Genomic DNA, 23,443 nt, shown 5'->3' with positions numbered 1-23,443 from the left:
CTCTCCTCTCTTTGTCTTTGGGGGGGTCTTGTTTTGTTGTTTTACCCCCCCCCCCCCCCCCCTGGGTTTGTTTGTTTCCCCCCCCGGTCCGCCCCCCCCCCCCCCCCCCTGCGCCCCCCCCCCGGCGCTGTAGGTGGCACCGCCTTCGAAATACCGGGTGGCGGCATGGCTTCCCATGAAGACGATCAGCCCGTGGCCGGATCGCAGTGCCGGCAGGACAGCCTGGGTCAGATGGAAGTTCGCGCTGAGATTCACCGCCAAGGACCTGTCCCAGTCCGCCTGGCGGATGTCGGCTATCGGGTCCAGGACGCGGTCGACCGCGTTGGAAACGCACACGTCGAGCCGGCCCGTCGCCGCGAGCACCCGGGCGACGGAGTCCCTGATCTGCTGGGGGTCCGCGAGGTCGCACCGCTCTTCATGGAGCCAGTCCTCGTTGGCCAGCGTGCGATTGAGGGAGAAGATGCGGTATCCCCGCTCGCGCAGCTCCCCAGCGATGCTTCTTCCGCTTCCGCGGTTCGTGCCCGTGAGCAGTGCCACCGGGCGGTCAGCCGAGGTCATCGAACAGCCTCCGCCATTGCGCCGCGATCGTCGCCTGGGACGCTCCCGCTCGGAAGAGGTCCTTGTCCAACGGGGATCCGTCGGGGTGGCGCAGGCGCATACAGTCCTGTGACACTTCGGATATCAGCACGGGCTCGCGATCGTCCGTGAAGCCGAAGATCAGGCAGAAGTCCCACAGCTCGACGGGGTGGAGCCAGTCGCGCAGCGTCGTGTTGACTGCCAGCGCCTGCCGGCGCAGTTCCTCGACCGGAAGGCCCAGAGCGCGCAGGTAGTCCTCACCGATCGGCTGGTCTTCAGGGTCGATCCGGTAGTCGAACTTCACCACCGGCGCCGGCAGCGGCTGGTTCTCCTTGAAGAGCCCCGGATACTTCACCAGTGTGGAGCCGACCGCGCGGTTCTTCACGATGACCTCGAACGGCGGTGCCGGATGGTACTCAGCCACGTAACACGTGGCTGAGAGGCGGTGGGAGAAGGCGGTGCGGATCCCCGCACCGGCCAGTTTCGCGGCAGCCCGTTCGTAGAAGTCCAGCCGTAACGGTCCGGTGTCCTGCACCAGTTCGTCTCGGTCGTAGGTGAAGCTGCGCAACGAGGGAATGATCTCGACGAGGCACAGGCCGTCGGGGAGCAACCACAGTTTCTTGCTGCGGCCCTCGATGTCCGCAGGTCTTTCCCGCTTCCAGGCAAGAAGGTCCCCCGCGGGGGAGCCGTCTGTCGCCACAGGGTGCTTCACTACTACTCCTATGTGCGGTAGGTGCTATTGAGCCTTCTCGCCGACCAGCGCCACGTACGCCTGCGCCACCTGGGCGTCGATCTCAGGCGGAACCGGGACGACGCATTGGTCGGCAGGCACACGGCCGGACGCGATGGCTTCCAGGCAGCGGGCCTGGAGGGTGAATCCGAGGTCCATGGACTCCACGGAGTTCCCCAGGGGGCGGGGCCCGTTCAGATTCACCATGTGGCCCTCGGTGAGGATGTTGATGCGTTCGCCGCCGCGCAGCGTCAGGGTTTGCACGCCGTCGGCCGGCTTGGTGCACGTGAGGACGTCGGGGTGGGCGAGCAGTCCGGATACGTCGATCTCCCACGGGAGGTGGCCCGCGTTGGCCAGGATCACATCGTCGGAGAGCGAGGGGAGGTCCTCCGCGGTGATGATTCCCGGGTTTCCCGTGGAGGTCACGATGATGTCGGCCGACGCGAGTGCCTCCGGTCGCCCGGGGACCGCGTATCCGTCGAGCATGGCCTCCAGGCGGCGGACGGGGTCGGCCTCCCACACGGCGACACGGGCGTGAGCGTTGGCGAAGTTCTTGGCGATGCCACGCCCACAGGCTCCATAGCCGACGACGGTGACACGCCGTCCGTTGGTGGCTCGGTTGGTGATGCGCAGGAATGACTCCAGCACGCTCTGCCCGACCGCATGGGTGTTCTCCGCGAACTGCTTGATCGGACTGTCGTTGATCACCAGTACCGGGCGCTGGATCCGGTCACGAACCGGCACCAGCTGTGCCCGCCCCGAGGTGGTTTCCTCCGTTCCCCCCAGCAATCCCGCGTAGGGGTCGTCGAGGTAGCGGAGGAACAGGTCGCCGCCGTTGTCCAGAAGCAGGTCGGGCTGGGTCGCCAAGACCCGACGCAGGCACGCGTCCTGGGTCTGCGGGTCGCGCGTGCGATCGCCGACCACCGTGACTCCGTGCTCTCTCAGGTAGGTCACGGTGGAGCCCTGCGTGGTCCCGAGGTTTCCCGTCGCGACGACGTCTGCCCCGCCCTTCGCCAGCACCAGAAGCAGGGTTGCCGTCTTGGGTTCGAGATGGATCGCTGCGCCGATCCTCAACCCGGCGAAGGGCCGGGCACGCTCAAATTCGGCCGCCGTCGAGGCCAGCAGGCGACAGCTGCTGGTCACCCATTCCATGGTCGGCATCCGGACCATCCCCTCTCACTGTCAACCTACTTCCGAGATCACGGTCGGGTGACCGTGGCCGTACGCCACGGTTCAGGTCATGCGGTGGAAACAGCCGACGCCCCGGCGGCCGCACGCTGGTCCGCCGCCAGCCGGGGCTGCCCGACCAGGAGGACGAGGACGCTGAAGGCGAGCCCCAGCACGCCGCACGCCGCCGCCCAGGTCGAACCGCCCTGCTCCAGAACCCACCCGGCGGCGGCGGACCCCAGCGCCGAACCCGAAGTCATCAGCGTGACGAGCCAGGCGAACGCCTCGGTGACGGTGCCCCTCGGAGCGAGCTCTCCGACCATGACGAAGGAGACCGTCAACACCGGTGCGAGGAACAGTCCGGTCAGCAGCATCAGACAGGCCATCAACGGGGGCGCGGGCAACAGGCACAGGAATGCGTAGCCCAGCGTCAGGCCGCCCGCCAGCAGCAGAGTCCGCCGCGCAGGCGGCACCGGCCAGCGCCGTACGGCACCGTAGACCAGGCCACCAACCAGGGCGCCGAGGGCGTTCAGGGCCAGCAGCGTCGGGGCACCTCCGGGCAGCCGGTGTTCTTCCGCGTACGCCACGACGACCACGTTGAGCGTGCCGATGCCGACTCCCACGCCGGTGAGGCTGATCAGCAGGACGACGAGACCGCGGCTGCGCATCGGGCCGAGCCAGTCGGCCTGGCGCGCCGGTGCCCGCCAGGCTCGGGTGGGAGCCGCGGTGGCGACGACGAGGACTCCCACGAGCCCCAGCAGCGCGGCGGCCCACAAGGCGCCCACGGGTGAGGCCACGGTGACGCAGCCGGCAACGATCAACGGCCCGCCCACGAAGATCAGTTGTTGGGAGGCGGAATCCAGGGCGTAGGCCGACTCCAGTTTCCCGGCGTCGACGATCTCCGGCCACAGTGCCCGCAGGCAGGGCTCCAGCGGTGGGGTCGCCGCTCCTGCCAGGACCGCGCCGCCTATGACGGCAGCGTGTCGGTCGGGGGTCGCCGCGATCATGAGGAACCCGCAGCCCGCCAGCACGGCTGTCCACAGCAGTACCGAGGGCTGGCCGACACGGTCCACGAGGCGGCCGAGCAGGGGCCCTGCCACGGCCGCAGCGATGGCGAACGCCCCGACGGCAAGGCCGACGAACCCGTACGACGCGCCCGCGTTGCGCAGTGCCAGGGGGATCGCGACGGCAGCCATCGCGCTCGGCAGCCGCCCGACGAGGGTACCCACCAGCAGCCGCGTCGCGTAGCGACTTCGCAGCAGACCCGCATAACTCATGGGGCGCCCTCGCCTCCGACGGACACCGGGACGTCCTCCAGCAGGTGCAACTGCAGCGCGGCCAGTCGGCCCTCACGCAGCTGTACCTCGATGTCGCCGACGGCGGTGAGGCGACGGTGGACGGAGGCTTCGCGGATGCTGATCCATAGGACATCGGCCTCCGCGTCCAGCAGCCACTCCCCTCCCACGTGCGCGATCCACGTCCGTGGGCGCTGCGCCTGAGGTACACAGTGCGTGAGTACCTCCGGCGCACCCAACAGGTCCACTTCCACGGGCTGCCCTTGATCGTCCAGGGCCACCGTGACGCGCCCCCGGAAGCCGACGCGGGTCACGGTGATGTCGTCGGGCCCTGGCTGTGCCACGCTCAGGAAGCGGGTGTGCGGGTCCCAGTGGACGCGGGTGCCACCGGGGTGGGAGAGGGTGTTCTCCTTCCCCCACTGCGAGCGGAACTCGGCGGCGAACCGGTGCAGTTGGAACGTGCGTTCGGCGGCCATGCGCCGGGCCGGCTCCGTCAGCATGTCCTTCTCGAGCTGAACCAGCTTCTCGTACAGATGGGCCAGGATCGACGACGTCTCCCCTTCCTCGTACAGCTCCTTCAGCTGGGCGCGGGGGTCCCACAGCGGCTCCCCCAGCACTCCGCCGAACGCAAAGGCGCGTCCGATGCCGACGGCGCCCATCGCGTCGAGGTTGTCCGCGTCGTGCACGGCGGCGGCGATCAGGTCCTCGCTGTCGAGGTCGTCACCGCCGAAGCGGTAGCGCCCCGTCTGCTCGACCGCGTGCAGGATCGTTTCGTGCAGCTCCTGCGAGACCTCGCACCGTACGAGGACGTCCAGTATTGCGGTACGGGCTTCCTCGGGGCGGATGGGCCGGCGGCCCTGCCTGGCCTCCTCCACCCGGTGATAGTCGTGGACGTACGCGGCCACTTGGGCGGTCAGTGGATCGGCGCCCAGACGTGCCGCGATGTCCCCAGCCAGGGTCGCGACCCGGTCGAGGTGATGGATGTCGTGCGCTGAGTCGGCCGAGGCGAAGTCCGCCAGGACATGCGCGCGGACCCGGTCGAGAAGTGTCACCACTGCCGCCCGTATTCCTCGCGCCAGGCTTGGGCCAGTTCCTGCTGCATTCGGGGGTCGAGGCGGTGCATTCCCGGGCTCCACGCTCGGTCGGCCAGCTCACGCGTGCACAGATACAGCTCCGTGTAGACCAGGTCGAGCACGGAACCGAGGATGCTCTGCTCCAGGAAGTTCACCGGCTTGCCCTGGTTGAGCAAGTAGACGGTGCGGTTGGCGACCTGCAGCTCCATGACCTCGTCCGCCTCGACGAGCGTGTCGGCACTGCGGCAGATTCCTTCGACGTCGAACTCGACCTGCTTGGAGCTGCCGCTGGCCAGGACGACACCGTCACGCAGCAGGGGCAGGTCGTCGACGGTGAGCGCGCGGTGTCCCGAGACACCGACGATCACCTCCGCCCAGCCCAGCAGGTCCTCCCGCGCCCCGACCCGGAAGCCGTGCACCACGGCGGCCGACATCCGTACCTCGTCCGGATCGTAGACCGCGACCTGGGCACCGGTCCGCCGCAGGTGTTCGGCCAGGGCCGTACCGATGCCGCCGTAGCCGAGCACCAGTACCCGCCGCTCGCTGAGCAGCCGGTAGAAGCGTCCGCGCAGCAGTCGCTCGACGCTGTAGGCCACCGAGCGCCCCACCTGGACGTCCTCCAGCGCCTTGAGCGGGCTGTCCGCGATGGTGAACACGGGCAGCGGCAGCGGCATCTTCCGCTCGTATCGCCACTGCCCCTGCTTGGTGTCCTCCACTATGCCCCGCACGTTGGAGTGCTGGGCGAGCTCGTCAACCGCGTCGGCGCAGTATCCGCCGACCTCCTGTACGACCACGGGGAGCTTGCTCTCGCGGGCCGCACGCGCCGCGTCGCTCACGGCGATCGTTCCGACCTCCCCGATCGATTCGGGCAGGGTTACCGGAAGGTCATCGAGCAGGGCGAGCGCTTCGGGCTGCGCGCTGTAGGGGACGGGCACCACACTGACCAGATCCATGGTGCGTTCGAATAACCGCACGAAGGGCACGGCCGTGTCGAGGAGGTGCGTGACGAGTACGAGACGAGCGGGCGGCATGGGCCAGCGGGTCTGGGCCTCCTGCAGCACCGGCAGGTCTCCGGCGCGAGCAGCATGGCTGGCACCCGATGGGGCAATGGGGACGGCGGGGCTGAGCATGTTCGCCACTAAACGCTCCGGTCAGTAGAACGTGACAGATGAAGTGCCGGCCGTGGTGCGAGCAACCGGCAAGCAAGTTATACGTAACACTGTTATACGTAACACCCCACTGGACAAGCCGTTTTTAGCCAATCTCGCCAGCAGCCACACCGCCCGGAGCGCATGCATCAGGCGGTAGCCTCTACTCCCGGCGTGCCCCGGCACGTCACCGACTACAGCCCTGCAGCAGGTGCTCAGCGGCTTCCCCCAGGGAAGGTGGTCCATGGTCTCCGGTTCCCGTCGCGAGGGCGCGCCCGACAGAGACCGCCCGGACTCCGGGGCAGTCACACCGCCCGAGGAGGGCACCGCATCGACGCCCCGACGGCCCACCTCCCACGACGTGGCGCGCCTTGCGGGGGTCTCCCAAGCCAGCGTGTCCCTGGTGTTCTCAGGCAAGGGCAGCAAGCGCGTCTCCGCGGCGACGGAGAAACGGGTGCGGGACGCCGGTGAGCAGCTCGGCTACCGACCTCAAGCAGCAGCCCGGCAACTGCGCATGGGACGCACGGGGTTAGTGCTTCTGACCGTTCCCGACATCCGGGGGCCCTTGTTCGCCCAGGTGTTGGCCGGCGCCCATGACGCAGCCGAGGCCCACGGCCTGACGGTCGTGGCGAGTTCCAGTTGGAACAGCCGGACGATGACACGCGTGCTCTCTGCGAACCAGTTCGACGGGTTGATCATCTGCTCGCCGAACGACCGGCAGATCGACGAACTGCCGCCCTTCGTGCCCACCGTCCTCATCGACTCCGACCCGGCCCTGTCCGGACGGAACCGACCGGTCGTCGATCTCGACGTCGCGGGTGGGATGCGCATGGCCGTCGGGCACCTGGCGGCCCTCGGGCACCATTCGATCGGCCACCTGCGCTACCAGCGGGCCTCGTACAGTTTCCGGTCCCGGCAGGCCGGTTTCGAGGTCGCCGCCCGGGACATGCGGGTCACCGAGCTCTCCATACCCCTCGAAGAGACGCTCGACCCGGCACTGGAGGCGGCCCTCAAACTGCTGAGCGATCGCACACCGCCCCGCGCCGTGGTGTGCGACGACGACGTCGCGGCCACCGCCGTCTACCACGCCACCGCCGCGCTCGGCATGCGGGTGCCCGATGACGTATCCGTCGTGGGCATCGACAACACGAACATCGCGGGCTTATTGCTCCCCGGCTTGACGACGGTCGATCTGCACGGCGAGGAGCTGGGCAAACTAGGAGTCGACACCATGGCAGCGATGTTGCGCGGGGAAACCGTGGAGCCGTTGAAGCAGGTGCACACGGACCTGGTGATACGGAAGTCCACCCGCCCCGCAAGATGAGGTCGCCCGCACGCCGGACCGGGCGCTGTCGGTCCGGTTGGCGCCGAAGCCAGGGATCGCTTCGGTTCGTCGGGGACGCGGATGCCGAGGCCACAGAAGGCAGCACCCGCTCCGCCAAGAACTGAGCCGCAACGCCCCACCCTGATCCGCTACGCTATCCCTGGGCTGCCCTCGTGGCAGCCCAGGACCTTGCCGAACGCGGGCAGAATCTCATGCGGAGCATTCAGCCACGTTGTACGCAAGGCCCCGCCTTCGTAGCTCAGGGGATAGAGCACCGCTCTCCTAAAGCGGGTGTCGCAGGTTCGAATCCTGCCGGGGGCACTGATGCACGGGCCGCTGACCTGGAGTTTTCTCCCGGGAACGGCGCTCGGGCAGCAGTCGACGCGCGACGGCCCCGGACTTCCCGTCCGGGGCCGTCGCGTGCTGTTCCTACCCGGCGGCCGGGAGGGCTGGTCGTGGCGGATCGCGACGGGTCAGCTCAGGCCCTTGCTGCGTTCGCCGATGCGGTCGCCCTGCGGAGTGCCGGCCCGCTTGAGGCTGGCCTTCGTGTGCAGACCGCCCTTCACCTTGCTCCGCACCGGCCCGTCGAACCCGTGCCCCGTCGACTGCGGCGCCCGGCCCGGCTCCGGCGTGTCGAGAATCCGCTTCTGGCGCTCGTTGCTCATCCCGTCGTCAACTCCCTCGGGAAGCATCCAATCGGTCCCTTACAGGTTATTGGGATCGTAGGCACATATGCCGCCGGATGCACCCGGGCGAGCAGGAGGGGACGGAAGCCGGCACGCCGGCCGCCCGCCCCCGGTCACGGGCGGGCCGGAACTGGCCGCTCCCTCGGCCCCAGCACGCTGTGCAGGAGCTCCTCCGGGCAGGGCGTCCCCCGCGGCAGCTGGTACTTCCCCGCCACCCGGTACTCCCCCGGGGCCGGGGCCAGCAGCTCCGTCCACACGTCCCCGTCCGCGTCCGGAGCCGCCTTGAACAGGCACCCGGCGGTGTTCGTGTACTCCCTCGGCAGCGCTCCCGTGCCCGTTCCCGTGCCCGCGGTCCCGCTCCCGGCCGCCCGCGCCCGCGAGGCGGACGTCTCCTGCGGCGGCAGCACCGGCTTGCCCGCGGAGTCCACCAGCCCCAGCCACGGCGAGTGCGGGATCCGCACCAGCACCCGGCCGGGCGCCTTCACGTCGACGACGAGCTGGTCCGCCCCGGCCCGGACCACCGTGGCCGGCCCCGACACCAGGTCCGTCGGCCGGTCGACCTCGAACAGCTGCCAGTTCGCGTCGCCCCACACCAGCCGCAGGTACGGGAGCCCCTGGCGCACCAGCTTCGCCTCCGCCTCGCCACCCGAGTCGGGTTTGTCGGCGGGCAGCACGACGTAGTGCACGGCCCAGCGCTCCAGCCAGGCGCGGTAGCTCTCGGCGGTGAGGGTGTCGTCGTAGAAGAGCGGGTTCCGCTCCAGGTCCGCCTGCCGGTTCCAGCCGCGCGCGAGGTTCACGTACGCCGGGAAGGCCGAGGACTCGCGGTGGCTGCTGGCCGGCACCACCTCGACCCGACCGCGCTCGGCGCCCGCCTTGCGCAGCTGGTCGACCAGCGGGGCCAGCTCCCGGTTCCAGGCGGCCACCGGGGTGGTGCGGACGATGTCGGTGATGCTGTTGCTGGTGATCCACACCATGACCCCGGCGAACGCCGCCGCCACCGCGTACCAGTGCCGCGAGCGCCGTGCCGAGTACGGCAGCGCCGCCAGCAGCACGGCCCCGCCGAACAGCATGACCATCCGCGTGACGTTCGACCCGACCTGAGAGTCGATCGCCCAGGTCAGGAACACGCCGAGGACGTAGACCGCCGAGGCGAGCCGGACCGTCTTCCACCGCTTCGGTACGAGGAGCAGGATCGCCAGCGCGCTGAGGAACGGCGGGACGGCCGAGCCCAGCTTCATGGGCTGCGTCCCGGAGAAGGGGAACAGCCAGGCCGACAGCCCCACCACCACCACCGGGGCCAGCCCCAGGGCGTACGCCCCCGGCCGCCGCCGGCTCAGGAACAGCGCGGCCGCGACCACCCCGAGGAACAGGCCCGCGACGGGACTGGCGGCGGTCGCGAGCCCGGCGAGCGGCGCCGCGACCGCGGCCTTGGACCAGCGCCGCCGGGCCCACTTGCGCGGCCAGCAGAACACGGCGGCGACGGCACCGAGCGCGAACATCGCGCCGAGCCCGAAGGTGACCCGGCCCGAGAGCGCGTTGCAGAACAGCCCGTACACCCCGGCCAGGGCAGGCCACAGCGGCTCGCGCACGGCCCCGCGGCAGCGGGTCAGGATCAGCGCCAACAGCCCGGCCGAGACCGTGCCGGCGATCATCATCGTGGTCCGGACCCCGAGCATGTACATCACATACGGCGAGACCACGCTGTACGAGACGGGGTGCATGCCCCCGTACCAGGCGAGGTTGTACGCCGAGTCCGGATGGCGGCCGACGAACTCGGCCCAAGCGTCCTGCGCGGCGAGGTCGCCGCCGCTGTTGGCGAAGCAGTAGAACCAGACGACGTGCAGGACGGCGGCGAGGACGGTGGCCACGGCCACCGGATGCCGCCGGGCCCAGTCGAGGGGCCCACCGGGCCCGACGAGTGCGACGGGAGCGACGGCAGGGACAGGGACTTCAGCTCCGCTCCGGCCCTGCTGCTCAGCGGTGGTCACTGCTCTGCCATTCGTTCGTTCCGTCCCGTTGCGGTTCCGGTTCCGGGTCCTAGACGCGCGTCGGCGCCCCGGGGTTGCCCGGGGCGCCGGTCACAGGTCACCGGTGTCGGCGGTGATCAGCCGATGCGGGTCAGTTTGCTGCCGATGCTCGGCGCGGCCAGGTCGCTCTTCAGCGCCACCGGCACCTTCACCTGGCTGGCCCCCTCACCGACGGTCAGCATGCCGACCTCGGTGCCCGCCGTCGCGGTCTGCGGGAGCTTGCCGTCCCCGCCGCTCAGCTTGAGCTTGACGGTGAGCGACGGCCAGCCGACCGCCTGCACGTCCGCCGTGGCGACGACCGGGGTCTGGCCGCCGAGCCCGTCGTCCACGTACCCGACGGTTTCGCCCTTCTTCACGACGGTGGCGTTGGTCAGCGACTTCTGCGTGGCCACCATGATGTTCTTGCTGTGGTTGATGGCGGTGCCGAGGATCGGCACGCCGTACTGGGCGAGGACCGCGCCGACGATCAGCTGGTTGGTGTTGCCGACCTTCTTCTCGGCGGCGAAGAGCAGGTTGCCGCCCGCCTTGGTGGTGGAGCCGGTCTTGATGCCGACCGCGCCGTTGCCCGGTGCGATGAGGTCGTTGTAGTTGCGCCACCACTTGCCGTACTGGTCCGTGTAGCCGTTCAACTTGGTGATGGCGATGAGCTCGGGCATCTCGACGACCTTCAGGCCGAGCTTGACCTGGTCCTCGGCGGTGCTGACCGTGGTCGCCTCCAGACCCGAGGGGTCCGTGTACGTCGTGTTGGTCATGCCGAGTTCCTTGGCGGCGTCGTTCATCTTCTTGACGAACGCCTCCTGGTCGCCGCCGGCGTCCCAGCGGGCGAGCAGCCGCGCGACGTTGTTCGCCGACGGGATCATGAGCGCGGCGAGGGCGTCGTACTGGGAGATCTTGTCGCCCTCCTTCAGCGTGTTGACGGTCGACTCGCCCTCGGACTCCTTCTTGCCGTCCTCCACCGCGGCCTTGTCGATGTCGATCATCTGACCCTTCTCACCCTTCTTCATCGGGTGGTTCTTCAGGATCACGTAGGCCGTCATCGTCTTGGCGACACTGCCGATGGGAACGGGCTTCTGCTCGCCGAAGCTGCCGACGGTGCCGAGGCCGGAGGCCGCCATGTACGCCTGGCCCTCCTTCGGCCAGGGCATGGCCGGCGCGGCCCCGTCGAAGGTGAACGAACCCTTCGCGGTCATCTTGAGCGTCGGCTCGGGCAGCGGGCGCACCAACTGCACGACGGCCAGGACGACCAGGAGCAGGACGGCGATCGGCGTGTAGATCTTCAGCCGCCGGACGAACGTCCGCATCGGGCTCGGCGGCGGAGGCGGGTTGTTCGTGAGCTCCGCGAGCAGGTCGAGCGGCGGCCGCGGCGGCAGCGGCTGCTGCGTGGTCCGCTCGGTCCGCTCCGGAACCGCGGCCGAAGCCGCGGCTGCGGCCGAGCCGGGAGCCGAAGCCGGCGTCCGGGGCGGAGTTGCGGTACGGGCCTGCGCCGGCGCGGAGGACGCGGCAGCGGGCCCGGCGGGCTTCGGCGACGCCGCCGGTACGGAACCGGAGGCACCCCGCGCGGACCTGTCGTCCGTGCGCAGCGGCACGAACGTACTCGGCTTCCCCGCACCGGCCGCGCCGGCCGGCTTCGGCGGCGCGGGCCGGGAGGCGGCGGGCTTGTCGGCGGCCGGGGCGGCGGTCTGCGGCTTCACGGCGCGGAAGACCGCGGTGCGCTCGCTGTCCGAGTCCTCGGACGCCGGCTTGGCAGGAGCGGCCGGGCCCGAACCGGATCCGGGCTTGGGCGCGCGGAACACCGCGGTGCGCTCGCTGTCAGAGTCACCCGCGGCAGGCGGCTTGGCCGGGCCCGCGGCAGGCGGCTTGGCCGGGCCCGCGGCGCCGGACTTGGCGGCAGCCGAACCGGAACCGGAACCCGGCTTCACGGCACGGAAGACGGCGGTGCGCTCACTGTCGTCCGCCGCACCCGGCTTGTCCGCTTCGTCCGTCGACGGCTCGGCGGAAGCGGCGGCATCGGGCTTGGCCCACGCCGGCGCGCGGCCACCGGGCCGGGCAGGCGCCTTGCCGGAATCTGCCGTGTCGGCCTTCGGCTTGGCGTCCGCGGTCTTGGCGTCCGCCGTCTTGGCGCCCGGCTTCACGACACGGAAGACGGCGGTGCGCTCGACGGTGACCTCGCTGTCGAACTTCTCCCCCTCCGACCGGTCCGGGGCCTCACTGGCACTAGGCCGGCCCGAGGCGGAATCAGAACCGGAACCGGAACGAGGGTCCGGGTCCCGGTCGGCGTCCGCGTCGGAACGGGACTCCGACACCCGGCCCGCATCCTTGCCCGCACCCGTGGTCTTCGCCGCAGCCTCACCCGAGACGGAGTCGGCGTCAGAGTCAGAGTCAGAGTCAGAGTCAGAGTCAGAGTCAGAACGAGGATCAGAGCCTGAATCGGAATCGGAACCGGAATCCGTCGTCCGATCGGCATCCCCGTCATCCGTCTCGGCACGGGCCGCCGTACGGTCGGCAGACGCGCCGGCGTCGGCTCCAGAGGGCGCGTCCTCGCCCTCGGCGTCGTCAGCGGCGTCCTCGCTCTCTCCGTCACGGTCCGCCTCGCCCTGCGCAGAAGCGGAAGCGGAATCCGGGACCGCGTCCAGCTTGGGTGCGCGGAACACCGCCGTGCGCTCACTGTCGGCAGCCGCGTCCGCATCGGCGTCCGCATCGGAGTCGACCTGTCCGGAAGACTCGGCGTCGCCGGCCTCGGCGGCCGCGTCCCGGTCCTCGGAATCCCGATCGGTGGAACCGTCGCCCGCAGCGTCGGCGTCCCCCTTGCCGGATTCGGACTCCCGCTTGCCGGATTCGGGCTCCCGCGGACGGAACACCGACAGCCTCGGGTCACGTTCCGCGGAGGACCTCGCCACCCCCGGCGTTCCTTCATCAACCGACTTGTCGGGGGACTCGCCCGCCACCAGTTCCTCCTCGATCGCCGCCGCGTCCGGCTGTCCGAATGTCTAACAGTGTCCCGCGTCGGGAGCATCGCTCACGTGCTAGACGAGAACGACATAGCGCTGGTTCCCCCACAAAGCGACCAGGCACTCTCGACAGATGAATGTGAGAGGCGTCACCCTGTCACTCATCCACGCGGGGAGGCATGGATGGGCAGGAGCCGCAGAACAATTCCGGAGGAGCTTCTGCTGCTCGCCTTGGACCCGGCCACGGGTACCACGGCGCAGCCGCAGTCGCTCGACCTCGGCCTGGCCGGGGCACAGCTAGTGGAGCTGGCTCTGGCAGGACGGATAGCCCCTGACGGGGATCGTATCGCCGTGGTGATGCCACGGCCGACAGGAGATCCGACTCTGGACTCCGCACTGGAACTGCTGCGCAGGCGCGGCAGCCCGGTTCGGGCCGTCCACTGGATCGGCGGACCCCGCCTGGGGCTCCGCCAGGTGTACCTCGCTCATCTGGAGCGCTGCGGCATGGTCCACGCCGTCGCGGGCCAGATGTGCGGTGTGCTGCCGACGACTCGCTACCAGGCGACGGACACGGCGATCAGCCGGGAGATCCGCGCCCGGCTCGACAGTGCGATCCGCACCGGCGTTCCGCCGGACCCGCGGACCGCGGCGCTCGCCGCGCTGGCCCATGCGGTCGGTCTCGGCAAGCACTTGTACCCCGGCAACGAGGGGCGGTCGTCGAGGTCCCGGCTGCGGGACCTGATCCGGCACGACCCCATGGGCGGTCTCGTGGCGCACGCCGTCATGGACGTCCAGAACGGCGTGGCCGCACAGCCGCGCCGGGAGCGAGCGGCGGCGCCGCCGGCGGCCCGGGCCACGGCGAGCGGCGTTCCGATGCAGGCACGCCGTACGGGAGCGATGGCACGCGCCGCCGCGCACTGACAGCCGTCCCGCTCCACCACCGGCGCAACGGCACCACGCACGCACCACGCACGCACGCACAGAAGATCCGCAGATCCACCACAGGTCCCACCGCTCGACCGCAGCGCATCCACAACGCGGGGTGACGAGGCCGGTTCCGCCGGCCCCGTCGCCCCGCGCACCTGTGTTTTCCCAGCCGTTTACCGGCGCCGCCCCGCCCTTCGGTGGCAGTCTGCTCACCAGTAGACACGCAGAGAGACGCGATCAAAGAAGGCGGAGGTGCCGTTCACGTGGCGTCCAATGTCAATCCCACCGTCCGACGCCGCCGACTGGGCATGGAGTTGCGCAAGCTCCGCGAGGACAAGGGCATGACGGCCGAGCAGGTCGCCGAGCGCCTGCTCGTCTCCCAGTCGAAGATCAGCAGGCTGGAGAACGGCCGCCGGTCCATCAGCCAGCGCGATGTCCGCGACCTGTGCGACGTGTACGAGGTCGAGGACCGCAGACTCGTCGAGTCCCTCATGCAGATGGCCAAGGACTCCCGCCAGCAGGGCTGGTGGCACGCCTTCGGCGACATCCCGTACAGCGTCTACATCGGCCTGGAGACCGACGCCTCCAGCCTGCGCACGTACGAGCCCCAGATGGTGCCCGGCCTGCTGCAGACCACCGAGTACGCGCATGCCCTCATCCGCGGCGCCGCACCCGAGACCGGCCCGGCGGACGTGGAGAAGCGGGTCCAGGTGCGGATGCACCGGCAGAAGCGGCTGTCGGAGACCGACAACAACAACCCCGAGATCGGGCCGCTGCGACTGTGGGCGGTCATCGACGAGGCCGCGCTGCGCCGGCACGTGGGCAACACCCAGCTGATGATCGACCAGCTCGAGTACCTGATAGAGCAGTCGGAACAGCCGTACATCACGGTGCAGGTGATGCCGTTCTCGATGGGCGCCCATCCGGGCATGAACGGCCAGTACGCGATCCTGGAATTCCCGGACGCGACCGACTCCACGGTCGTCTACATCGAGGGCGTGACGAGCGATCTGTACTTGGAGAAGGCCAATGACGTCCAGAAGTACAGCGTGATGTACGAGCACCTGCGCGCGCAGGCCCTCAATGTGGACCAGACGCGGCAGTTCATCTCGGACATCATCGCCGACTATGCGGGCAAGGCGAGGTAAAAGGGGAGCAAACCGGGCAGGTGGCGAGGGGGGGGTCGGTACGGTACACCATCACTCCCCAGCCACAGAAGTCCTGAATGGAATATGCCACCCGGTCGGGTGAATCACTTCATCGCCCGTCGGAACGTGCCGGTAGCGTCGATCACGTCGGCCCACGGAGGAACCGAATGGCCGACAACCACCCCCACCCACCGGCATTTCCTGCTGCATCGGAGAGAAACATGGCTATTCGTCAGGGCGCCACGGACAACTGGACCAAGTCCTCCTACTCCGGCGGAAACGGCGCTTGCGTCGAGGTCAAGTCCCCCGTCATGGAGACCGTCGCGGTCCGCGACTCCAAGGTGCAGGACGGCCCGTCCCTCGCCTTCGCCCCCGGCTCCTGGACCTCGTTCGTGACCGGCGTCACCGAGGGCCGACTGGGCCGCCTCGCCTGACTGCCGGCCGCAACAACACCCCCATATCGCCCGCACACCCGTACTCCCGTGTGCGGGATCGCCTGAAGCCCTCTCGACTGGCCCGCCGTCCCGGCCGAGGGGGCTCGGTCGTGTCCGGGGGCGGGGTCGCCCACCCGGCAACGGCCGGCCTACCGCAGCTGGTCGACGTACCGGTCGGTGCCCGGCACGGTCGGAACGAACGGCGCCACCAGTTCCACCCGCCCCACCCCCGCCTCCGCGACCTCGGCGTCCAGCCCCCGGAACCCGTCCCAGCAGGTCCGCGGATCGGCCTCCAGGAACCACAGCAGCGTCAGCCGCGTGTCGACCCCCTCGACCTGCTTCACGTACGTCATCCGGTCGCCGGGCAGCGGCGTCGGCCGGAACACCGTCACCATCGCGGCCGGTGACCCCGCCAGCCGCCGCGGCAGGGCCCGCGACCGCAGCCACTCCAGCAGCTCCGCCCGGCCGCCCGGCCCGTCAGCGTCGACAACCTCCAGGACGAGCCCGGCGTACGGGTGGTCGAGGGCGTGGAAGTCCCGCGGTCCGGCCGCGCCGTCGCGGTAGACGGTGGCTTCGTGGTCCTGGAAGGCCGTGAACACGTGCGTCCGGTCCCGGTAGACCCGACCGTCCCGGTTCAGCCGCTTGTTGATGCCGACGGTCCACCGCATGTGCTCGTCGTAGCGGCCCTCGGTGACCCAGTACGTCGACAGGTAGCAGCCGGCGGTGACCGGCTGGGCCACGGCCGACTTCTCCGGATAGCGCAGCTCCTGGAGGTCCCGCGTGGCCACCCAGCGGCGGCCGGCGTACATCCACGGCATGGCCATGGCGCCGGCGTAGTAGTGGTCGTCCTCGTACCAGCGGTTGTAGGCGTACTCGTGGCCCGGGTGCGGTTCCACCATGGTGATCAGCGCATGGCCCGGCCGGACCCCGTACGGCCCCACGGCCGCGAGCGCGGCGTACGCATCGGCTCCCGACTGCTGCTCTGCATTCGACATGCCCTGGGAAATACCTGACAACCCATCAAACGGCCAGCCCCTGCACACGCTCAACCCACCGCAAAAACAGATGCCGACTACACCCTCCCGGTCAGGGGGCCGCCTCTTCGCGTTCGGTGTGGAGGACTTCGCGGGCCTGCTCGGCGGCACGGAGGATGCTCTCGCCGATGAAGTCGAGGAAGCGCGCGATGTTCTCCAGCCGGTCGGCGGCGGCGGTGCCCCGGCCGAGGACGGCGACACCCTGGCGCGCCGTTTGCACGAGCTGCTCATTGGCCCGGGCGGCGGCGATCGTCGACTGGTAGAAGAGCTCGTCGTCGACGATGTAGCGATCGCGGCGGCGTTCGTCGCGCTCTCGGCGGACGAGGCTCTGGCTCTCCAGGAAGGCGATCGCCTTGGAGATGGACGCCGGGCTGACCTGGAGCCGCCGGGCGAGCTCGGACGCGGTGACGCTGCCCGCATCCGTGGTGAACAGACAGGTCAGCACCCGGGCCGTCATCCTGGGCAGACCCTGGCCCATGAGGACGGTGGTGAGCGCCTCCTCGTACTCGGCCACCGCCTCGGCGTCCCGCCCGTGCGCCAGTGGAGCCGACTCCACCCCTCGTGCGACGGCGGGCTTGCGCCGGTGGGCGCGGCGTTCGGTGGCACGCTGGGCCAGATCGGCACGGTAGCCGGTGGGGCCGCCGTTGCGCATCACCTCACGCGTGACCGTCGAGGTCGGACGGTCCAGGCGTCGAGCGATCTCGGCGTAGGGGAGGCTGTCGGCCAGCCCCAGCGCGATCTGCTGGCGTTCCTGCTGAGTGAGCCTGCCTCCAGGCATCGCGATCTCCTTGCTGATCCTTGCACGGGTGAGCCCATCATAGCGTTCACCCTCCACTCATTGCAATGATCCGTCCGCATCCGTTGCATTAAAAAATCACCCGTTGCAACGATTTACATGCTCCCACCTGCACAAACTCCACTCTTGCGCAACGAGCTTGTTGCCATCCCCTGGAAAGCAACGTAGCTTTTCCATCGTCAGAAACAACGACCGAGCACCGGAGAACACGATGCAGAAGTTCGACACCCCCGCCACGATCTCCGCCGTCCTGGAGATCCCCGCGGGACGCGTCCAGTTCATCGCCGCCAACCGCACCGACACCACCGTCGAGGTCCTGCCCGCCAACCCCTCCAAGAGCCGCGACGTCCAGGCCGCCGAGCAGACCACCGTCAGCTACGCCGACGGCGTCCTGCGCATCCACGCCCCCGAGCCCAAGAACCGGCTCACCGGCTCCGGGTCCCTGGAGGTCACCGTCCAGCTGCCCGCCGGCTCGCACATCGAGGCCAAGACCGCCGCCTCCGAACTCCGCGCCGTCGGCCGCCTGGGCGACGTCGCCTTCGATGGCGCGTACCGCCAGATCAAGATCGACGAAGCCGCAAGCCTCCGCCTCACCGCGACCGACGGCGACGTCGAGGTCGGCCGTCTCAACGGGCCCGCCGAGATCAGCACCCAACGGGGCGACATCCGGATCACCGAGGCCGTGCGCGGCACGGTGGTACTCCACACCCAGTCCGGCAACATTTCGATCGCCGCCGCCCCCGGCGCCTCGGCCACCCTGGACGCCGGCACCGGCTACGGCCGCATCAACAACGGCCTCAAGAACGACGGCACCGCCGACCTCGACATCCGCGCCACCACCACCCACGGCGACGTCACCGCCCGCAGCCTCTGACGAACGGACCGCACGCGAGTCGCCGCCCCCGGCGAGGGGGCCATGAAGAGAGGGCCAACGGACCGACGACAAGCACACGTCGGTCCCCACGCCTTCCTGCGGCGGAAATGCACCACAGCCCGTCATCCACTCACGTCAGGTGATCGCCTGACGCCAACTGGCCGACGTTCGAGGCGGTCTGATGCGCACACCAGCCCACGACGGCGGCCCGGCGCCGAGCTGCGAGAAGCGCGTAGCGATCTGGGGCGCTCGCGGGCGCGCGCCCCGATGGTGGGCGGTGGGCGGTGGGCGGGGGGCGGGGGTGGTGGTCCCGGGTCCGGGGATGTGGCGGGTCAGGGCCCTGCCCGGCGCTTCTCTGGCGAGGGCCGTCGTTGAAGGGTCCTCCCTGCCGTTCCTCCGGGGGCTTCCCGGCAGTCTTTCGGCATTCCGGGGCGGGTCGGGCTGTCCAGGGTGGCCGAAGGCCATCGCGCAGCGACGCGACGACGAAGGAGGAGCGCCCTTGACAGGGCGGCCCGAACCGGAAGGACGATGGGACTGACGGGCAGCCCCCGGCCACTCCGCCGACCCCGAGTCGCGGGATCCGCCTCCGTGCCCGGCGCAAGCCCGGCCCGGAGGATCCTGCTCGGTGCCCCGGCCGAAGCCCGCCCAGAGGATCCGGCTCTCTCGCCCGGCCCGAAGCCCCGCCCCTGCTTCAGGCGCCGGGGCTGCTGTCGGCGTAGCGGGGCAGGCCCTCGGTGGAGATGGTCCACTCGGCGATGGTCACGTCCTCGCCGTAGACGAAGTCCTTGCGGGTGGCGTACCGGGGACCGTCCGGGGTCAAGTGGATGTCTGACATCACGGCGCCGGTGCCGTGGCGCGGATCGAAGATCACGTAGATGGGAATGCCCATGAGCGGGTAGTCCCGCACCTTGCCGATCCAATCGTTGTCGGGGTTCGAGCGGGAGACGATCTCGACAGCGGCGATGAGCGTGCGGGGGTCGAAGGATCCCTCACCTTCCATGTCGGCGAATGCGATCACCATGACATCGGGATGCCGCATGATGCCTTCGGGCTCGTCCTCGACGTCCGGCTCGCCGGTGTACGCCCAAATCCCCTCGGGCATCGCTTTCTCCAGGCGACGGCTGACGAGCCCGGCGGTGACTTCGTGTGGACGCCCCGGCGACATCATGTCGTGGACGATTCCTTCCTTGGTGATCTCGAACTTTCCGGGGACGGTGTCGTCCATCGAGCGCAGCAGCCCGCGCATCGCCGTGTACGGGGTGGAGCTCTGTCGCGAGTCGTCCGGTGCGATGGTCATCGTGCTGGCTCCTCGTTCACGCCCTGGGGCTCGAGTCATCACCAACATGCTAGGCAGCATCCTTCTCCTCACGCTTGCACGGATTGCACAGGCCGGGCTCCGCGGCGCGGAAGGAAATGCTGTCGCAGCGGACGCACACCTGGAGGGGGTGGGGGCGGGGACGGTCCCGGGGCGGATCCGGGACCGGGAACGGGGTCGGGGTCGGCCCCGGGGTCGATCCCAGGGGCGAAGCCGGGACCGGAACCGGGGCCGGCAGGAGTTCGCGGAGGCGGTACGCGACCAAGCCCGCGGGGTGACGGAGGTCGGGCGGGAGGTCGTCGGAGAGGGCGAAGGTGATCGCGAAGGGAAGGACGCCGCGCGCCAGCCAGAGCAATACGGCCGGGGTCAGTCGTGCCACGTCCCGCTCGGACAGCATCAGTCGCGAATCGACGGCGCGGAGGGTGGAGAGGATGTGGCGGGCGGTGGGGGTGAGGTCGCCGGAGGCGTCGGAGGCGGAGGCGGCGGCGGAGGCGGCGGCGGAGGCTGGGTCAGCCGTGTCGGAGGAGGCGGGGCCGGGGCCGGGGCCGGGGCCGGGGCCGGGGCTGGGGCGGGGCTGGGGCCGGGGCTGGGTTCGGCTGGATTCCGCCCGGCCCCAGGCGGTGAGGTGTCCGGGGGCGTCCCGTCAGCCCATTGTCCTTCCGGTTCGGGCCAGCCCGTAAAGGGCGCTCCCTCCGGTCGCGTCGCTGCGCGATGGCCTTCGGCCACCCTTGACAGGCCGACCCGCCCCGGAATGCCAAAGAGCTGCCGGGAAGCCCCTGAAGGGTGGCCAGGGGGGACATGTTCAGGCACGGGCCCATCAGAGATGCAGGGGGCGGGAGTGGCCGCAGTGGCCCCCGATACCGAGGGCTGCGACGGCAACGGCAACGACTCCGGTTCGGGCTCGGGATCGGGATCGGGATCGGGCTCCAGGTCAACGGGCGCCGGCCCTCCGTCTTCCGGTACCGCGCCCGGTGCCGGGTCGGTGCCCCTGCCCTCACCTGGTGCTGGATTCGGGTTCGGTTCCGGCGCCGCGTCTGGTTCCGAGACCTTCCCTGGCGCTGGGCCCGTCCCTGGCGACTGCCGCTCCACCTCCCCCGCCCACGGGGCCGTCGACGCGTGCCACAGAGCCGCCTGAGGTCGGTTGTACGAGATCGTGCGCGTCGCGAGCTGCCCCGACGGCAGCCGCTCCCGTACGCGGGCGAGGTAGCCGTGCGCCTCCAGCTCGCGCAGGGCCTTCGCGATGCGGTGCTCGCCCTCTGGCAACTGCCGGCTCAGCGCTTCGATGCTGATCGGCGTTCCTTCCGGCAACGACTGGATGTAGACGGCCAGCCCGCGCGCCGCCAGTGACAGTTTGCGGTGCTGGGCGAGGTGGTTGCCGACCACGACGAAGTGAGTCTCGTGGGGAACGTTGACGTGGATGACACCGGATCGGGGGGACCCGGCCGGAATGCGCGACTGCGCGCGCCTGCCCGCGTTAGGGTGCTGGTAAGCCATCGGGGAAGCGTTCTCTTCCTCGTGGTCAGGCCCTCGTCGGGATTGCCGTCCCGGCGGGGGCTGACTTGTGTCTGGGGTTGTCGTCGCGGCGAGCATATGCCCGTAACCGGTACGTATTTCCAGTTGAGTTGGCACAGTTCACCCGTGTGAGCGACGGACGCCCGGGGTGGTGACGTGGTGGGTTGGTTGGTTGTTTTCCCCGTTTCTTTAGGAGGGGTAGGCGGCCCCACGCACCGCGACGCGTGCCAGCCGCATCGCGGTTACCGCGGTGCGGTCGCCGGCCGCCTGAGCAGGCAAACCGGTTGCAGGGGCGGGTCGGCGGCTGGCAGCGTGCCAGTCCTGTGACCGCCGCGAGGGCTGGGATGACGATCTATTTCTACGGCGCCGACGAGGTGCCCTACGGCTGCTTCTCCAACTTCTCCGCACACGGTGTGGACCTCGACGGGCACTGGTGGCCGACCGTCGAGCACTACTTCCAGGCACAGAAGTTCCTCGGCACGCGCCATGCACACGTGATCCGCCAGGCCCCCACGCCACTGCGGGCGGCAGAGCTGGGCCGCGACCGGTCCAAGCCGCTGCGGCGCGACTGGGAGCGGGTGAAGGACGACGTGATGCGCCGTGCCGTGGACGCCAAGTTCCGGACGCACGCGGACATCCACGAGATCCTGCTGTCGACGGGGGACGAGGAGATCGTCGAAGACACGACGTCCGACCACTACTGGGGCCGCGGCAGGACGGGCACGGGCAAGAACATGCTCGGCCGCATCCTGATGCGCACCCGCACCCGGCTCCGCGCGTAGCACGCGTCTACGGCACCGACCGGGCAGGGTGCGAACTTCGGACCATGACCTCGCGGAAGGACGCGTGGTGATCACGGTCGTGTCATTCGGTGTCGGCGTGCGCCTGAACGTGCTCAACCCCGTACAGGTGAAAGCGCTTAGGTGATGATGCGCTGACCACGGGTTCTCGCCAGTCCGCAAGGGACGGTCGACGGCGTTGGGCGGCCGGGCACTTCTCATGCCACCTTGATGACGACCTTGCCCGAGGTGTGACCGTTCTCGACGGCGGCGAGGGCGGCCGGGGCTTCGGAGAGCGGATGGACCGCGGTGATTACGGGTGCGAGGACTCCGTCGAGGGCCAGCCGGGCCGATCGCTCCAGGTTCTCGCGGTCGACGCGACGCTCGACGAGACGCCCACCGAGATCGGGCACCGACGTATCACCCACAGCGATGACGTTGCGGGGATCCCGGGCCAGCGGAGCGACCGTCCGCAGCGAGGTGCCTCCGACCAGGTCGACGATCCCGTCGAAGCCGCCCGGAACCAGCTCGCGTGCCGCGGCGGCGACGTCCTCGGCGGTGTAGTCGATGAACCGCGCACCGATGCCCTCGGCGTGCTCGCGTTTGGCAGTACTCCCGGTGCCGATCACGCGCAGCTCGCGCCCGATGGCCAGCCGGGCGACGGCGAGGCCGACCCCGCCCCCGACCCCGTTGACCAGGACCGTGGCACCGGCCGGGAGTCCGAGCTGGTCGAGCACGTCCACCGCGGTCGTCCCGGCCACTGGCAGCGTTGCCGCCACGGTTACGGACAGACCCGCCGGGATGCGCGCGGTGTTCGGCGCGGACAGCACCGTCGTCTCGGCGTAGGTGCCGCCACCGGTCAGTGCGAAGCCGAAGACCGCGTCGCCCACCTCGAGTCCGTTGACGTCCTCGCCCCGGGCAAGAACGGTTCCGGCTGCCTCCATGCCGAGCACGCGGGGAAACGGACGCCCGCCGTCGAGCCCGTCGACCAGACCTGAGCGCAGAAGGTGGTCGAGGGGATTCACGCCGGCGACGTCGACCCGGATCAGCACCTCGCCGCGACCGGGCACGGGATCGGGACGATCGAAGAACTCCTGCACCTCGGGCCCGCCATACCTGTCGAAACCCCATGCCTGCCCCATCTTCCGCCGCCTCTCGTACGACCGACCCGGTGATTCCGGGCGTTGTCGCCATCCTCACCTCTGACATTGATGTCAGGGGCAACCGGCTGAGATGCAGATCACAGGATCAGGACGACTGCGCCGCCGGTTCCGGGGCCGTGGACAGCTCCGCCCGGTGCTGGCTGTTGGCCCTGATCAGCACGTCGAGTGCCTCCCGGGTCTCGATCAGGTGCGCGATGTCGGCGTCGATCCGGTCGCGCTCGCGCATCATCGCCGTGAAGGTCTCCTCGGCGACGCCCAGGTCACCCGGGATGTCCACACACGGCAGCACAGTCGCGATCACCCGGCTGGACATCCCCGCGTCGAACAGCTGTCGGATGAGCGACACGCGCTGGACCGCAGCATCGGAATAGTGACGCTGCCCCGCGTCGGAGCGTGAGCTGGTCAGCAGGCCCTGCTCTTCGTAGTACCGCAGTGAGCGCGGACTCACGCCCGTGCGCTTGGACAGCTCGCCTATCCGCATCCCTGA

Annotated in this window: 20 protein-coding genes and 1 tRNA gene; 7 read left to right on the top strand and 14 right to left on the bottom strand. The window is 69.9% G+C overall.

Annotation, left to right across the window (positions count from 1 at the left end; genetic code table 11):
- The 6 genes from ACFVGY_RS28440 to ACFVGY_RS28415 all read right to left on the bottom strand — a co-directional run.
- Nucleotides 1–558 (bottom strand): SDR family oxidoreductase (locus ACFVGY_RS28440; RefSeq protein ID WP_385682214.1); only part of this gene is annotated, 558 nt, incomplete at its 3' end.
- Nucleotides 545–1,288: a phosphoribosylaminoimidazolesuccinocarboxamide synthase gene (locus tag ACFVGY_RS28435; RefSeq protein WP_385682211.1), complete on the bottom strand. Its 744-nt coding sequence runs from the start codon at nucleotides 1,286–1,288 to the stop codon at nucleotides 545–547. The genes ACFVGY_RS28440 and ACFVGY_RS28435, both read right to left, overlap by 14 nt.
- Nucleotides 1,289–1,312: 24 nt before the next feature.
- Nucleotides 1,313–2,467, bottom strand: a complete 1,155-nt coding sequence (locus tag ACFVGY_RS28430) for an adenosylhomocysteinase (RefSeq protein WP_385682208.1) — start codon at nucleotides 2,465–2,467, stop codon at nucleotides 1,313–1,315.
- A gap of 77 nt (nucleotides 2,468–2,544) precedes the next feature.
- The gene (locus ACFVGY_RS28425; protein ID WP_385682205.1) at nucleotides 2,545–3,750 is read right to left on the bottom strand and encodes an MFS transporter; all 1,206 of its coding nucleotides are present in this window, start codon (nucleotides 3,748–3,750) and stop codon (nucleotides 2,545–2,547) included.
- Nucleotides 3,747–4,823, bottom strand: coding sequence for an HD domain-containing protein (locus ACFVGY_RS28420; RefSeq protein WP_385682202.1), 1,077 nt, complete (start codon nucleotides 4,821–4,823; stop codon nucleotides 3,747–3,749). Before ACFVGY_RS28420 ends, ACFVGY_RS28425 begins: the two co-directional genes overlap by 4 nt.
- Nucleotides 4,817–5,902, bottom strand: a complete 1,086-nt coding sequence (locus tag ACFVGY_RS28415; RefSeq protein WP_385682199.1) for an NAD(P)-dependent oxidoreductase — start codon at nucleotides 5,900–5,902, stop codon at nucleotides 4,817–4,819. The genes ACFVGY_RS28420 and ACFVGY_RS28415 overlap by 7 nt, the downstream gene beginning before the upstream one ends.
- 331 nt (nucleotides 5,903–6,233) lie before the next feature.
- On the opposite strand from ACFVGY_RS28415, the gene ACFVGY_RS28410 reads away from it, so the two are divergent.
- On the top strand, nucleotides 6,234–7,313 hold the full coding sequence (locus tag ACFVGY_RS28410; protein ID WP_385682196.1) for a LacI family DNA-binding transcriptional regulator: 1,080 nt from the start codon (nucleotides 6,234–6,236) through the stop codon (nucleotides 7,311–7,313).
- 248 nt (nucleotides 7,314–7,561) lie between these two features.
- Nucleotides 7,562–7,634, top strand: a tRNA-Arg gene (locus ACFVGY_RS28405).
- A gap of 152 nt (nucleotides 7,635–7,786) precedes the next feature.
- Here the strand turns inward: ACFVGY_RS28405 and ACFVGY_RS28400 are convergent.
- The 3 genes from ACFVGY_RS28400 to ACFVGY_RS28390 all read right to left on the bottom strand — a co-directional run bounded on the left by ACFVGY_RS28400 (nucleotide 7,787) and on the right by ACFVGY_RS28390 (nucleotide 12,329).
- Entirely contained in the window at nucleotides 7,787–7,978 is a 192-nt protein-coding gene (locus ACFVGY_RS28400; RefSeq protein WP_385682193.1) for a hypothetical protein, read from the bottom strand.
- Between the two features lie 134 nt (nucleotides 7,979–8,112).
- Entirely contained in the window at nucleotides 8,113–9,987 is a 1,875-nt protein-coding gene (locus ACFVGY_RS28395) for an MFS transporter (RefSeq protein WP_385682190.1), read from the bottom strand.
- Nucleotides 9,988–10,103: 116 nt separating this feature from the next.
- Nucleotides 10,104–12,329 carry a D-alanyl-D-alanine carboxypeptidase family protein gene (locus tag ACFVGY_RS28390; RefSeq protein WP_385682187.1) on the bottom strand — a complete coding sequence of 742 codons (2,226 nt, stop codon included), beginning with the start codon at nucleotides 12,327–12,329 and terminating at the stop codon, nucleotides 10,104–10,106.
- An 828-nt stretch (nucleotides 12,330–13,157) separates the two neighbouring features.
- Between ACFVGY_RS28390 and ACFVGY_RS28385 the strand changes: the two genes are divergently transcribed.
- From ACFVGY_RS28385 to ACFVGY_RS28375, 3 genes are all read left to right on the top strand, one after another.
- Complete coding sequence (locus ACFVGY_RS28385; protein WP_385682184.1) at nucleotides 13,158–13,895, top strand: GPP34 family phosphoprotein; 738 nt, start codon at nucleotides 13,158–13,160, stop codon at nucleotides 13,893–13,895.
- A 269-nt stretch (nucleotides 13,896–14,164) separates the two neighbouring features.
- Nucleotides 14,165–15,049 carry a helix-turn-helix domain-containing protein gene (locus ACFVGY_RS28380; protein WP_385682181.1) on the top strand — a complete coding sequence of 295 codons (885 nt, stop codon included), beginning with the start codon at nucleotides 14,165–14,167 and terminating at the stop codon, nucleotides 15,047–15,049.
- Nucleotides 15,050–15,270: 221 nt separating this feature from the next.
- Nucleotides 15,271–15,483 (top strand): DUF397 domain-containing protein, encoded by a 213-nt coding sequence (locus ACFVGY_RS28375; protein ID WP_385682179.1) that lies wholly within the window; start codon nucleotides 15,271–15,273, stop codon nucleotides 15,481–15,483.
- 149 nt (nucleotides 15,484–15,632) lie between these two features.
- Here ACFVGY_RS28375 and ACFVGY_RS28370 read toward each other — a convergent pair whose 3' ends face one another.
- Together ACFVGY_RS28370 and ACFVGY_RS28365 are read right to left on the bottom strand one after the other, a co-directional pair.
- Nucleotides 15,633–16,478, bottom strand: a complete 846-nt coding sequence (locus tag ACFVGY_RS28370) for a hypothetical protein (RefSeq protein ID WP_385682176.1) — start codon at nucleotides 16,476–16,478, stop codon at nucleotides 15,633–15,635.
- Between the two features lie 91 nt (nucleotides 16,479–16,569).
- Complete coding sequence (locus ACFVGY_RS28365) at nucleotides 16,570–17,295, bottom strand: helix-turn-helix domain-containing protein (RefSeq protein WP_385682173.1); 726 nt, start codon at nucleotides 17,293–17,295, stop codon at nucleotides 16,570–16,572.
- A 229-nt stretch (nucleotides 17,296–17,524) separates the two neighbouring features.
- On the opposite strand from ACFVGY_RS28365, the gene ACFVGY_RS28360 reads away from it, so the two are divergent.
- The gene (locus tag ACFVGY_RS28360; RefSeq protein ID WP_385682170.1) at nucleotides 17,525–18,187 is read left to right on the top strand and encodes a DUF4097 family beta strand repeat-containing protein; all 663 of its coding nucleotides are present in this window, start codon (nucleotides 17,525–17,527) and stop codon (nucleotides 18,185–18,187) included.
- Nucleotides 18,188–18,878: 691 nt separating this feature from the next.
- Here the strand turns inward: ACFVGY_RS28360 and ACFVGY_RS28355 are convergent.
- Entirely contained in the window at nucleotides 18,879–19,484 is a 606-nt protein-coding gene (locus ACFVGY_RS28355; RefSeq protein ID WP_385682167.1) for a Uma2 family endonuclease, read from the bottom strand.
- A 1,874-nt stretch (nucleotides 19,485–21,358) separates the two neighbouring features.
- Here ACFVGY_RS28355 and ACFVGY_RS28350 point away from each other — a divergent pair.
- Nucleotides 21,359–21,796 (top strand): NADAR family protein, encoded by a 438-nt coding sequence (locus ACFVGY_RS28350; protein WP_385682164.1) that lies wholly within the window; start codon nucleotides 21,359–21,361, stop codon nucleotides 21,794–21,796.
- Nucleotides 21,797–22,011: 215 nt separating this feature from the next.
- Here ACFVGY_RS28350 and ACFVGY_RS28345 read toward each other — a convergent pair whose 3' ends face one another.
- On the bottom strand, nucleotides 22,012–22,935 hold the full coding sequence (locus ACFVGY_RS28345) for an NADP-dependent oxidoreductase (RefSeq protein WP_385682161.1): 924 nt from the start codon (nucleotides 22,933–22,935) through the stop codon (nucleotides 22,012–22,014).
- A gap of 106 nt (nucleotides 22,936–23,041) precedes the next feature.
- Entirely contained in the window at nucleotides 23,042–23,437 is a 396-nt protein-coding gene (locus tag ACFVGY_RS28340; RefSeq protein ID WP_385682158.1) for a MerR family transcriptional regulator, read from the bottom strand.
- Nucleotides 23,438–23,443 lie beyond the last annotated feature (6 nt).

This window comes from Streptomyces sp. NPDC127106, assembly GCF_042677605.1.
Taxonomy (GTDB): domain Bacteria; phylum Actinomycetota; class Actinomycetes; order Streptomycetales; family Streptomycetaceae; genus Streptomyces.
This window is presented reverse-complemented; position numbering and strand designations above follow the sequence as displayed.